The sequence below is a fragment of the Tamlana sp. I1 genome, from assembly GCF_015355625.1.
Classification (GTDB): Bacteria; Bacteroidota; Bacteroidia; order Flavobacteriales; family Flavobacteriaceae; genus Pseudotamlana.
In genome coordinates, this window is sequence record NZ_JACLAF010000007.1 from 173853 (window position 1) to 187843 (window position 13991).

10 protein-coding genes are annotated in these 13991 nt (G+C 34.8%); 7 read left to right on the forward strand and 3 right to left on the reverse strand.

Annotated elements, in window-relative coordinates; translation table 11 throughout:
* Positions 1–23: 23 nt before the first annotated feature.
* The gene (locus tag H6X70_RS08030) at positions 24–2417 is read right to left on the reverse strand and encodes a heavy metal translocating P-type ATPase (protein WP_194767163.1); all 2394 of its coding nucleotides are present in this window, start codon (positions 2415–2417) and stop codon (positions 24–26) included.
* 107 nt (positions 2418–2524) lie between these two features.
* Here H6X70_RS08030 and H6X70_RS08035 point away from each other — a divergent pair, with 107 nt between their 5' ends.
* From H6X70_RS08035 to H6X70_RS08065, 7 genes are all read left to right on the forward strand, one after another.
* Positions 2525–3202: a Crp/Fnr family transcriptional regulator gene (locus H6X70_RS08035; protein WP_194767207.1), complete on the forward strand. Its 678-nt coding sequence runs from the start codon at positions 2525–2527 to the stop codon at positions 3200–3202.
* An 87-nt stretch (positions 3203–3289) separates the two neighbouring features.
* Positions 3290–4420 carry a vWA domain-containing protein gene (locus H6X70_RS08040; RefSeq protein WP_194767164.1) on the forward strand — a complete coding sequence of 377 codons (1131 nt, stop codon included), beginning with the start codon at positions 3290–3292 and terminating at the stop codon, positions 4418–4420.
* Positions 4421–5062: 642 nt separating this feature from the next.
* Positions 5063–5422: an endonuclease domain-containing protein gene (locus H6X70_RS08045; protein ID WP_194767165.1), complete on the forward strand. Its 360-nt coding sequence runs from the start codon at positions 5063–5065 to the stop codon at positions 5420–5422.
* A 274-nt stretch (positions 5423–5696) separates the two neighbouring features.
* The gene (locus tag H6X70_RS08050) at positions 5697–7163 is read left to right on the forward strand and encodes a magnesium chelatase (RefSeq protein WP_194767166.1); all 1467 of its coding nucleotides are present in this window, start codon (positions 5697–5699) and stop codon (positions 7161–7163) included.
* Positions 7164–7390: 227 nt separating this feature from the next.
* Positions 7391–9475, forward strand: a complete 2085-nt coding sequence (locus H6X70_RS08055) for an HAD-IIB family hydrolase (RefSeq protein ID WP_194767167.1) — start codon at positions 7391–7393, stop codon at positions 9473–9475.
* Between the two features lie 77 nt (positions 9476–9552).
* Positions 9553–10827, forward strand: a complete 1275-nt coding sequence (locus H6X70_RS08060; RefSeq protein ID WP_194767168.1) for a glycosyltransferase — start codon at positions 9553–9555, stop codon at positions 10825–10827.
* Between the two features lie 45 nt (positions 10828–10872).
* The gene (locus tag H6X70_RS08065) at positions 10873–11757 is read left to right on the forward strand and encodes a carbohydrate kinase family protein (RefSeq protein WP_194767169.1); all 885 of its coding nucleotides are present in this window, start codon (positions 10873–10875) and stop codon (positions 11755–11757) included.
* A 1-nt stretch (position 11758) separates the two neighbouring features.
* Here H6X70_RS08065 and H6X70_RS08070 read toward each other — a convergent pair whose 3' ends face one another.
* Positions 11759–12325 carry a YdeI/OmpD-associated family protein gene (locus H6X70_RS08070; RefSeq protein WP_194767170.1) on the reverse strand — a complete coding sequence of 189 codons (567 nt, stop codon included), beginning with the start codon at positions 12323–12325 and terminating at the stop codon, positions 11759–11761.
* 3 nt (positions 12326–12328) lie between these two features.
* A complete protein-coding gene (locus H6X70_RS08075; protein WP_194767171.1) occupies positions 12329–13978 on the reverse strand; it encodes a M1 family metallopeptidase in 1650 nt (549 codons plus the stop codon).
* Between the last annotated feature and the right edge of the window lie 13 nt (positions 13979–13991).

The following is a 13991-nucleotide window of genomic DNA, read 5'->3' on the forward strand; positions in this document are numbered from 1 at the left end:
AGTACTCTAAAATATGACATTTATCATGTTTTTTCAACCTTCTGTTGAATTTTTTTTCCTACGAAGTTAGTGCTAATTGTTGTAAAAACTACAATACTTATAGAACTAAGTGGCATTAAAATAGCAGCGATAACAGGTGCTAATTGACCAGTAACCGCAAAATATAATCCTATGCAGTTATAGATTAACGATAAAGCAAAACTCCATTTTATAATCTTGATAGCCGATTTTGATGCTTTTATAAAGTTGAATAACTGGTTGAAATTGGAAGCATCTAAAATGGCATCGCAAGCCGGAGAAAAAACATTCACATTTTCTGAAATCGCAATACCTACATCACTTTGTGCCAAAGCGCCAGCATCATTCAACCCGTCACCAATCATTAAAACTTTAGCACCAGAATTTTGATGGTGTTTAATATAGTCTAGTTTATCTTCTGGCTTTTGGTTAAATAGTAATTTGGTTTTTGCGGGTAATAATTTGGTTAGATTTTCTTGTTCTCCAGAATTGTCGCCCGATAAAATCACCAAATCGTAATCTTTTTTCAACTGATTAAAAAGTTTTGAAAGTCCTTTGCGATAGCGGTTATAAAAAGTAAATTTCCCTCTGTACGTATTGTTTGTGCTTACATGCACCGCTGTATTTAAGGTTTCGGTTTCTTGGGAATAACCAACAAAAGGTGCAGAGCCAATTTTTATAGAATCTTGATGGTATTTAGCCTCAATCCCTTTGCCTATATGTTCTTCATAGTTTTCAATAGTGACAATATCGTGTTCATTTAACAACGCATATAAAGAACGGCTTAAAGGATGATTGGAATTTCGCAAGGTGCTTTTAAGAAAGGATTCTTCGGCTGTAGAAAGTTTAGAACCTTCATAAGCAATGGTGGTTTCTTTATTTGCTGTAATCGTACCCGTTTTATCGAAAATAATGGTATTTATTTCAGCTAGTTGTTCAATAACTGATGCGTTTTTGGCATAAAATTTCTGTTTTCCAAAAATACGTAGCATGTTTCCTAAAGTGAAAGGCGCAGCCAAAGCAATTGCACAAGGACAGGCAATTATAAGTACTGAAGTAAAAACATTTAGTGCTTTTGAAGCATCTGTAAAAAGCCAAAAGGCAGTCGCTATAAAGGCAATGCTTAAAATGGCAATGGTAAAGCGTTTACTTATCGCGTTTGTTAGGGTGGTAAAAGCATCTTCTTTATTTTTACTAAAAATATCGTTGCTCCAAAGTTGGGTTAAATAACTTTGTTCCACACTTTTTAAAACATCTACTTCGATACTGCCTTGAAGTTGTTTTCCGCCAGCATAAAGTTTATCGCCAGATTGTTTCGAAACCGCTTCAGATTCACCAGTTACAAAACTATAATCTATACGCGCTTTTCCTTTTATTAAAATACAATCAACCGGTATGAGTTCTTCATTTCTAATAAGCAATCGATCACCTTTTTGTATATCGTAAACTTGAATCGATTCCTCGGTTTCTTCCGAAGTTATTTTTGTAATTCCTATAGGAAAATACGATTTGTAATCGCGTTCAAAAGATAAAAAGCTATAGGTTTTTTGCTGAAAAAACTTCCCAAGCAATAAAAAGAAAATTAAACCCGCTAAGCTATCAAAAAAGCCAGTACCGATGTCTAAAATAATTTCGGCAGTACTCCTTATAAATAAAACGGCAGCACCTAAAGCAATAGGTACATCAATATTTAGAATTCGTGATTTTAACCCTTTGTAAGCCGAAATAAAATAATCTTGGGCTGAATAAAACACTACGGGCACCGAAAAACTAAACATCAACCATCTAAAAAGGTGTTTAAATTGTTCGAGCCAATATTCGTTAACTTGAAAATATTCAGGAAACGATAAAAACATAATGTTTCCAAAGGCAAAACCAGCAACACCTAATTTATAAATTAGCGAGCGGTCTACGTTCTTTTTTCCAACCGAATAATCGTCTAAACTAATAAATGGTTCGTAACCAATACTGCTTAGTAGTTTTACTAAATTTTTTAATGAAAGATTTTCAGGGTTATAAGATATACGAACCGTTTTCTTGCCAAAATTTACAATTGATGATGAAATGGAAGCATTTAATTTATTCAAGTTTTCAAGAATCCAAATACAGGAACTACAATGAATATGCGGGATGTAAAGTGTGATGATTTGAGTTTTTTCATCATCAAACTCAAGCAAACTTTCAACAATTTTAGCATTGTCTAAAAAGTTGTATTTGCCTTCAATTTCTTTAGGAGTTGCACCCGGAGCCTGTTGTAAATCGTAATAGGAAGTTAAATCGTTTGCAGAAAAAATCTCGTAAACGGTTTTACATCCCTGACAGCAAAACGATTTTTCATCATAAATAATTTCAACCGAAGAAGAATCTAAACCGCAGTGGAAACAGGTCCTATGTTCCATAAAATAATTGTTTGTTTAGCACGTTAACAAAAATGAAAAATCAGCCAAGCATTAAATATGATATTAGTCATGATTTAATTATTTTTACAAAATACAAAATTATAGGTATGGGCAAGTGTGAACAGTGCATAATTAAACAGTTTAATTCTTTAAAAGCATTAACAAAAGAGGAACTCGTGCGTATTTCGGCATGCAAAACATCACACACTATAAAAAAAGGTGAGGTTATTTTTGAAGAAGGCGAAGTTTTAAACGGTGTTTACTGCATAAAAGATGGTATTTGTAAATTATCTAAACTGAGTGAAAACGGTAAGGATCAAATTGTAAAAATGGTTGTTAAAGGTCAGCTTTTAGGGCAACGCTCGTTAATTAGCGAAGAGAGCTCTAATTTACAAGCAATTGCACTTAACGATATGGAAGTGTGTTTTATTCCTAAAAGTGAAATTATTGCCGATTTACAAAAGAATCCGAAATTTTCATTTGAAGTGCTTAAAGATATGGCACACGATTTAAGAGATTCTGATGACATTATTGTTAATATGGCTCAAAAATCGGTTCGTCAACGTTTGGCTGAAACCTTAATTTATATTCAAGATAATTTTGGCACCAATCCCGATGATACTTTAAGTGTATTGCTTTCTCGTGAAGATTATGCTGGCATCGTAGGAACCGCTACCGAATCTGCTATTCGTGTACTTTCACAATTCAAAAAAGAAGGTTTAATCGAATCGGTAGGTAAATATATTAGAATAATTGACTTGCCTGGTTTAGAGCGTGTAGAGTAAGGCTATAATTATTTTCTTCAAAGCTATATTCAAATCTAATTGCATCATTTTCATTATTCTATAAAAATATAGTATTTTTATAGGGCTATGAATGATAAAAAAACACCTAGAAAAGGTTTCGTATTTAAAGAATATGAAGCACCTTTTCAATCGCCATTCGATAAACTTTTTGATATCTTCAAAGAATTAATCACGCATACTTCGGGCGATTTTGATGAAGCCATAAGTTGGCTACGCGAATTGGATGTGGAATACAAATTAACAACTCCAGAATATACAGTTGATGATTTTATTGAAGACCTAAAAAAGAAAGGGTATATCAAAGAAGAAATCGATCCCGACGGAAAAAGCGGTGGTGTAAACATCACGGCAAAAACCGAACGCGCCATTAGGCAACAAGCCCTCGATCATATTTTTGGAAAAATAAAACGCAGCGGACAAGGCAATCATAAAAGTAAAAGCCCTGGCGTTGGTGACGAGCATACAGGCGATTTTCGAAACTATCAATTTGGTGATGCTTTAGATAAAGTGTCCATGACCGAAAGTTTAAAAAATGCGCAAATTAGTCACGGTATTGGTGATTTTACCTTATCGGAAGACGATTTAGTTGTTGAAGACACATTGCATAAATCGCAAATGAGCACCGTACTCATGATCGATATTAGCCACAGTATGATTTTATACGGTGAAGATCGTATTACTCCAGCCAAAAAAGTAGCGATGGCATTAGCCGAACTAATTACTACACGCTACCCAAAAGACACTTTGGATATTTTGGTTTTTGGAAACGATGCTTGGCAAATCGAAATTAAAGATTTACCCTATCTTAAAGTAGGACCGTATCACACCAACACTGTCGCCGGACTACAACTTGCTATGGATTTGTTACGACGAAAACGAAATACAAACAAACAAATTTTTATGATAACCGATGGGAAACCAAGTTGTTTAAGACTTCCCGATGGCGAGTATTATAAAAACAGCATGGGGTTAGATGGATATATTGTTAATAAATGTTACGCCATGGCGCAGCAAGCCAGACGTTTGCATATTCCCATAACCACTTTTATGATTGCTCAAGACCCGTATTTAATGCAATTTGTTAGAGAGTTTACCCATGCCAACCAAGGCAAAGCTTTTTATACAGGCATTAAAGGATTGGGGGAAATGATTTTTGAAGATTATGAAACGAATAGAAAGAAACGGATAAGGGGATAAGTTAGAAGTTAAAAGTTAGAAGTTGAAAGTTAAAAGTAGGCGATAGGCTTTAAGTTTTATGCTGTAAGCAATATTCGAAACCAAAAAAACAAAAACCAAAAACTAAATTGAACTTGTTCCTTCCTTATTTTAAGGGAGGTAGGTTCTGATGACAATCAGAAATCGGAGGGATAAAAGAAAACCGAAGGAATAAAAAACATATTAAATAAAACACCTCTTTCTTTTGATTTTTTGTTAAAATCAAAATTCATTCTCCTCTTAAATTTAAGAGGAGAGCAAGTAGAATAAAAAGAGTCAAATCTAAAGAGAATTATCGAAGGTAAACTATAATACAAATTGAACTTGTTCCTCCCTTATTTTAAGGGAGGTGGGTTCTGATGATAATCAGAATTCGGAGGGATAAAAGAAAATCGAAGGAATAAAAAACATATTAAATAAAACACCTCTTTCTTCTGATTTTTTGTAAAAATCAAAATTCATTCTCCTCTTAAATTTAAGAGGAGAGCAAGTAGAATCAAAAGAGAAAAAGCAAAAGAGAATTATCGAAGTTAAACTAAAATACAAATTGAACTTGTTCCTTCTTTATTTTATGTGAGGTGGATTCTGATGACAATCAGAATTCGGAGGGTTAAAACAGAATATATGAAGCAAAAAATACACACTTTAAAACATCTCAAAGAGAAACGTTCTGATTTAAGACAATCATTAACTCCAGCCGAAGCATATTTATGGAAACACTTAAAATCAAGACAGTTTGAAGGAAGAAGATTTAACCGGCAGCATAGTATAAAAAATTACATAGTTGATTTTTATTGTTCAAAAGAAAAATTAATAATAGAGTTAGACGGTGAAGTTCATAATAATGCGTTAGCTCTAGAAAAAGATAATGAGCGAACAAGGTTTTTAGAAGGGCTAGGATTTACAGTAATTAGATTTGAAAATAAAATGGTGTTTGAAAATTTAGCATCTGTTTTTATGGAGATAAAAGATAATTTTAAATAAAACACCTCTTTCTTTTGATTTTTTAGTTAAAATCAAAATTCATTCTCCTCTTAAATTTAAGAGGAGAGCGAGTAGAATCAAAAGAGTAAAATCAAAAGAGAAATACCGAAGTTAAACTAAAATACAAATTGAACTTGTTCCTCCCTTATTTTAAGGGAGGTGGATTCTGATGATAATCAGAATTCGGAGGGATAAAATAATATAAATGGTGTAAAACACACAAGAGTAAGCACTAAAGGCTAAAAGCAAACAGCCAAAAGCAAAAAAGAAAAACATGAAAATAGAAACTATAAAAACACTTGGGGATTTAAAAAAGTCAGGCTATCAGTCGAAGTCGATAAAGGACGAATTGAGGACTAATCTTATTCAGAAAATAAAAAACAAAGAAACCACTTTTGAAGGTGTTCACGGTTATGAAAACACCGTGATTCCTGAGTTGGAACGCGCTATTTTATCGCGACATAATATTAATTTATTAGGATTACGTGGTCAGGCAAAAACCAGATTGGCGCGTTTAATGTTAAATTTGTTAGACGAATACATTCCGTATGTTTCAGGTTCCGAAATTAATGACGACCCTCTAAAACCCATTTCCAGATTTGCTATAGAATTGATTAAAGAAAAAGGAGATGATACGCCCATTTCATGGTTGCATCGCAGTGAACGTTTTGCTGAAAAATTAGCCACTCCAGATGTTACTGTAGCCGATATTATTGGCGATGTAGACCCAATAAAGGCTGCCAATTTAAAATTGAGTTACGCCGATGATCGTGTGATTCATTACGGCATGATTCCTAGGGCGAACCGCTGCATATTTGTTATTAATGAGTTACCCGATTTACAAGCTAGAATTCAAGTGGCTTTATTTAATATTTTGCAAGAAGGCGATATTCAAATTCGCGGTTTTAAACTGCGATTGCCTTTAGATATTCAGTTTTTGTTTACCGCAAACCCTGAAGATTACACCAACAGAGGCAGTATTGTAACACCATTAAAAGATAGAATAGGTTCGCAAATTTTAACGCATTATCCTATAAATATTGAAACAGCAAGACAAATTACAGAGCAGGAAGCCAGGGTGGTTGAGAGTCAGAAATCCATGGTTGTTGTGCCAGATTTAGCAAGAGATTTGTTAGAGCAAATTGTTTTTGAGGCTAGAGAAAGCGAGTATATAGATGCTAAAAGCGGTGTAAGTGCACGTTTAAGTATTACAGCCTTAGAAAATTTATTAAGTACTGCCGAACGTCGGGCTTTAATGACTGAAGAAACACATACCACGGTGCGTTTATCAGATTTTGTAGGCATCATACCTTCAATTACAGGAAAGGTTGAATTGGTTTACGAAGGCGAGCAAGAAGGAGCAGCTTTGGTGGCTTATAATTTAATAGGAGAAGCTGTTAAAAGTTTGTTTCCAGAGTTTTTCCCTAATATAGAGAAACTTCAAAAACAAGAAGAAGAAGGCGAGTATGACGATATTGTGTCTTGGTTTTTCAATTTGAAGGAAGGTTTTGAATTGCTTGACGATTTAAGAGATAAAGAATACATGCGTTTACTCGATTCGGTTTCGCCTTTAGATGATTTATTAGCGAAATATCAACCTAATTTATCAAAAGAAGACAGCTATTTTGTGAAAGAATTTGTGCTTTGGGCTTTAGTTGAATTTAAACAATTAAGCAAACACAGATTTACCGAAGGACTTCAATTTAAAGATCCGTATGGAAGTTTTATTAGTGGAATTTAAGATGTTTTTCAATTTTCATATTCATGATGTTCTGGACTTAAATTTTTAAATACATATTTTCAAGTCTGTTATTTTTTTATTCTGATAAAATAAATTCAGAATTCCATATCATATTCCGTTTTGGGTGGTTTTTGGTGATTTTTTACGTAAATTAAGCAAATAACCTTGTTTTTTTGGTTGTTTTTAGTGAAAATCAATCAAAATCACTCAAAATGTTTTTTTGATATATGGATACAAATCGTATTAAAAAGAGTCCTATCAAGCTCTTGTCTTTCGATATTGATAACACTTTAATAGACTTCCATACCTATAAAAGTAATTTTCGGAAAATATGGAAAAAATATAAGCCGTCAGACCAAGTTATACTTACCTACAACACAGGACGCTTAATAAATGATGTTTTAAACCTTATTGAAACTCGTGTATTGCCAAAGCCAGATTATATTATTTCTGGGGTAGGCACACATATTTACAACTATAAAACCAAAAGTGTTGTAAAAGAATTTAGCGACGTTTTAGACGATGGGTGGAATTTAGATGCTGTAGAGGCTATTATAAAAGGCATAAAGCACCCAATAAGCGACCAACCAACAAAATTTCAGCACGCTTACAAAAGAAGTTACTTTTTACATGATGCTTCGCCAGTACTTATTGAAAGTATAGAACAGGATTTTATCACTGCGAAAATGGACATCAATGTGGTGTATTCTGGAGATAAATTCTTGGATATTCTGCCAAAATGGGCCAATAAAGGCAATGCTTTGCAATGGCTTTTACGAACGTTAAATATAAGCCCTTGTGATGTTATTGTGGCAGGCGATAGTGGTAACGATTCCGCCATGTTCGATTTAAAAGATGTTAAAGGCATTGTTGTTGCCAATGCTCACGAAGAACTTTATCATTATACAAAACACCGCCAGGTTTATCACGCCGAAAAATGTCAGGGTGATGGTATTATTGAAGGCTTAATTTTTTACGAGGTGTTGCCTAAGGAAGCTGAGATTGATAGTAATATTGATCATAAAGATGATTTTTTTATTCAGCAAGAATTAAATCATATTGCTTCAGAAGATGAAGATGAAAAAATCGCATTAATCCGCGAAGGCTATGAGAAAGCTGTTGAGGCCCTCAAAAAAAATATAACGCCGTTAGGGTTTTCAGCGTGTTCGATTGCAGATAATGTTGCGCATGGTACCGACGAGAATTATTATAGTGTTTGGGCAAGAGACGGAGCCATCACTGTAATTGGTTCATTGCCGCTAATACACGATGAAGAAATTCATAAATGCCAGCGTCAAACGCTTTTAACCTTATTTGAACACATTTCAAGAAACGGGCAAATTCCTTCAAACGTTCGCATAAAAGATAATGTTCCCGATTATTCAGGTGTTGGTGGTATTTGCTCTATTGATAGTGGTATTTGGGTGGTTATCGCATTTTACGAATATGTAAATGTGACAAAAGATATCGAGTTTCTTAGAACACACATCGACGACATTAAGAAAACCATGGTTTGGCTAGGTGCGCACGATAGTAACAACGATGCTTTATTGGAAATTCCAGAAGCGGGCGATTGGACCGATTTATTTGGAAGAAGTTATAATATTCTGTACGACGAAATTTTATGGTACCGTGCTAATGTCTGTTTTGGTCGTATGCTAGAAATGTTAGGAGACTCCGAGCAAGCAGGCGAGTATATTCGTTGGTCGCAGGTTATTAAAAAAGAAATCGTTCAAAATTTTTGGCCGTCAACAAAACAACAAATGTTTAACGCCATTTCGTTTGCCGAAAAACAATTTACGCTAGGCGATACCTCCTATTTAATCGCACAAATTACGCCTTTCGATTTTAGTTGGCGCTGCGATACTTTAGGTAATATTTTAGCTTTTTTACATGGTACTATCGATGCCGAAAAGGCACACCAAACCTTCCGTTTTATGCTGGGGGTTGGGGTAAACGATCCTTTTCCGGTGGCCAATGTGTACCCTGTAGTTACTCCTGGCGATCCCGATTGGCGCCCCTATTATACCGTGAATCTATTAAACCTACCTAACCATTATCACAACGGAGGTATTTGGCCTTTTGTGGGCGGTTTTTGGGTCAAGTTCGTCAACAAACTAGGGCTTAAAGAAATGGCGATTTCCGAATTGCACAAGCTTGCTTTAATTAATAAAGAAGGGATAAACGATGCTTGGGAATTTACCGAATGGGCACACGGAACCACAGGAAAACCCATGGGGAAAGCATATCAAGCCTGGTCGGCAGCACAGTACATTTCAGCTTGTCATGATTTAAAAATTATTAAAAAGTAACTAAAAATTTAAAAGGATGAATTGATAAATCAACATTAATAGAAATCACTTAATATTTAACCTAAAAATACAAACAGATGAAATCAATACTAATGATCTCGCTACATGGTTATGTAGCAGCAAACCCAGAACTAGGTAAACCCGATACAGGCGGACAAGTTGTTTATGTGTTAGAACTTGCCGATCGTTTTAGCCGATTAGGTAGAACGGTAGACTTGGTAACACGGCAATTTGAAGATCAGCCAGAATATGATCATGTAGATGAAAATTTTAGCGTTTGGCGCATCCCTTTTGGTGGTAAAAAGTTTATTAGAAAGGAAGATATGCACGATCATCTAAAAAAGTTTGTAACCAATACTTTAGCCGCTATAAAAAAAGAGCGCAAAAAATACGATATCGTTTATTCTCATTACTGGGATGCGGGTTGGGCAGGGCAGAAAATTGCCGAAGAACTTGGTATTTCTCATGTCCATACACCACATTCTTTAGGCTGGTGGAAGCAGCATTCTATGGGTAGCGATATGGATGAAAAGGAAATGGAGAAAACCTATCGTTTTAAAGAACGTATCAGGAAAGAGTATTTTGTGTATCAAATGTGTAATTATGTAATTGCTACAACATTGCCTCAAGTCGATTTGTTGGTGCAGCAATATGATATGCTAACGCGTAATTGTGGTATGATTCCTCCGGGGATTGATGAAAACCGTTTTTTTCCTGTACCGACTAAAGAAAATGATAAAATACGACAGAAATACGACATTCATCCCACAGATATTTTGGCCTTAGGACGTATGGCGCATAATAAGGGCTACGATTTGTTAATTCAGGCTTTGCCTACCGTTTTTGAACTTTGTCCAGAGGCTCGATTAGTTGCCGCAGTTGGTGGTGAATCTAAACAAGATGAACAGGGCATTGAAAAATTACAAAAGTTAGCGAATGAGTTAGGGGTAGCCGATAAAATTAAGTGGAAAAATTATATTGCAGATGAAGATTTAGCCAACGTGTACCGCTCGGCAAATATTTTCGCAATGCCTTCAAGATACGAGCCTTTTGGAATGGTTGCCATTGAGGCTATGGCCTGTGGAACGCCTAGTGTGGTAACGGTTCATGGTGGTTTATATGATTTGATAGATTTTGGAAATCAAGCGCTTTTTGCCGATCCACATCGTCCTATTGAGTTTGGTGCCATGCTATCTATGCCTTTGCTTTATCCGAATTTAAGAAATGAATTGTCGGTTGAAGGTGCGCGTTTTGCGCGTCGAAATTTTGGTTGGACAGGTATTGCAAAACGAATTTTGGAAATTTTTAAAAACTCTATAAATCAGCGTACTATGGAGTCGAATATCTATTAAAAAGGATTAATTTTATATGAAATTAGTATTCTAAAAATTAAAACTATGTCGCATATTGTTTGTTTTGGTGAAGTGCTTTGGGATGTTTTTCCGAAGCATAAAAAAATAGGAGGCGCTCCGTTAAATGTGGCGCTTCGGTTGGCTGCATTTGAACATAAAGTTGCAATGATTAGTGCTGTAGGAACTGATGAGTTAGGCGAAGTTTTGTTGAAGTATGTATCGGAAAATAATATCAACACGACTTACATTCAAAAGTTGGAAAGTTATAAAACAGGCGAGGTACAAGTCGTTTTAAACGCTAAAGGATCGGCAAGTTATAGCATAGAATATCCACGGGCATGGGATAAAATTAATTTAAAACAAGATGCTAAGTTAGCGGTTGAAGCTTCAGATGCTTTTGTTTTTGGAAGTTTAGTAACTCGCGATGAACTTTCAAAACAAACCTTATTTGACCTGATTGAAGTAGCCAAATTTAGAGTGTTCGACCTTAATTTAAGACCGCCTTTTTACAATAAAGAACTTTTAATTTATTTAATGAATAAGGCCAATTTTATAAAATTTAATGATGATGAACTCTATGAAGTTTGCCATTATTTAGGGTCTAAATATCATGGCTTAGAACAAAATTTAAGGTTTATAGCTCAAGAAACAAACACGAATCAAATTTGTGTTACTAAAGGGCAACATGGTGCCGTTTTATTGTATGAAAATCGTTTGTATTATAACAGTGGTTATCAAATTCAAGTTCAGGATACGGTAGGTGCTGGCGATTCTTTTTTAGCTTCATTACTTAGTAAATTATTGAATAAAGTAGCGCCACAAGACGCTGTAGATTTTGCTTGTGCGGTAGGGGCATTGGTTGCTCAGCGTGAAGGTGCAAACCCGCCATTATCTACTTTTGATATTGAAACTTTTATAAACCCAGAGTGAATTACCGCATTTTTTTATTGGCGGCACAAAGGTTTATAATCTCTGCGATTCTTTTTATTTGGGTTTCCTCACGTTTGGCACTTTGCAAATAGGTTAAATACGATTTTTGATACCCTTTTGCGAAGTTTTTAAAGTTTTCAAACGCTTGTTCATTTTCATTAAAAGCTTTTTGTAGCGCATCTGGAATGATGCCTTTTTCAACGGCATCCATGGCAGTCCATGTGCCTGTTTTTTTAGCAAAATTTACCATTTTTAAACCAGCTTCTTGCATTAAATTTTCAGCAATCAAGGTTTTAACATAGGTTTTGTTTAAGGCACTCCAATTGCTTTTTGGATTTCTCGGGCAGAAATATTGCCTGCGTTTACCATGGCCTAAACTTTTTACTGTAGAATCAATCCATCCAAAGCATAACGCTACTTTTACAGCTTCTTCCCAACGCATGGTTGGCATGTTTGTTTCTAGTTTGTAAAAAATCAAATAAACCCCGTTTACTTTATTGTGGTTTTTTAATAGCCAATCATACCAATCGGTATCGCGTTCAAAATATATTTCAGGATAGTCTTCCAAAGCCTATATTTTTTTTGATTTCACATAAAAGTTCTTATCTATTTTAAAAGTAGACATGTTGTTTTTTACTTTTAAAGTCTGCCATTCTTGTTTTGGATAAAGCCATTGTTCGGAAGCGTTTATTGCAATTTTTATAGGCATATCAAAATTCGAAACCGTATTAGTCCAACGGTATCTTAAAATATTGTTTTTAATAGAATATTCTAAAACTGGAATTTTGATAGTTCTTAGATATTGATTGAAAAATGCACTTAAATCAATTCCAGATTGTTTACTCAAATAATCTTCAATTTGCTGTGTGGTAACCGTTTGGTGGTAAAACGTTTTGTTTAGTCCTACTAGAATGTTGCGCCATTTTTCATCATCTTCAATAAGTTGTCTTAAAGTATGTAACATGTTGGCGCCTTTGTAATACATATCGCCAGAACCTTCATTGTTTACATCGTATTTTCCTATTATAGGTATGTCGTTTTTAATGGATTTTCTTGTGCCAATCACGTATTCCGAAGCTGCTTTTTTTCCATAGTAATAATCTAAAAATAAACTTTCTGAATATGCGGTAAAACTTTCATGAATCCACATATCAGCAATGTCTTTATTGGTAATGCTGTTTGCAAACCATTCGTGTCCAGATTCATGAATAATTAAAAAATCAAATTTCAAACCCCAGCCAGTTCCAGACAAATCGCTCCCTAAATACCCCTGTTTGTATTGGTTGCCATAAGTTACCGAGCTTTGGTGTTCCATACCTAAATAAGGAACTTCAACAAGTTTATAGCCGTCTTCATAAAAAGGATAAGGGCCAAACCAATGTTCGAAGGCTTTCATCATTTTTGATGCATCTTTAAAATGAATTTTGGCTTTTTCAAGATTGTCTTTAAGCACATAATAATCCATATCCAATTTTCCATTTAGACCGTTATAAACTTCCGAAAAGTGTACATAGTCGCCAATATTCACATTAACTCCGTAATTGTTAATGGGGTTTTTTACAAACCATGAATAGGTTTTTGTGTCGTCGTAATCTTTTACACTCCTCAGTCTGCCATTTGAAACATCCATAAGGTTTTTAGGAACATTTACGCTTACAAGCATGCTGTCTACTTCATCGTACATGTGGTCTTTGCAGGGCCACCAAACGCTCGCACCCAAACCTTGGCAGGATGTGGCTACAAAATCATTACCGTTTTTATCTTTTTTCCATGAAAATCCGCCATCCCATGGGGCGTTAACAGCTTCTTTTGGATGCCCACTGTAAAACACGTCTAAACTTTTAATACTTCCTGGTTTTTGCTTGTTTTTTAATGTAATGAAATGTGCATTGCCTTCCTTTTTAACTTGTAATTTTTCACCATTTTGAAGGGCTTTCGTAATTTTTAAAGGGGCTTGTAAATCAATTTGTAAGACTTTGTTACTTTTTAAAACTTTATATTGAATTGTGTTTTTTCCTGAAATAAATTTAGTTTCAGGATTAACCTTTATATCTAAATGGTAATAGGTTAAATCCCACCATACACGCTCTGGAGTAATGCTTCCTCGTAATGAATCTTGTCGGGTGAAGTTTGTGTTTTTAGAAAATACACCTTGCGCTTCCGCGGAAGAAAACGCTATTAGTATTGAAAAAATACAGATGAAGTATACACGTTTTATCATGTCTTAAAATTGA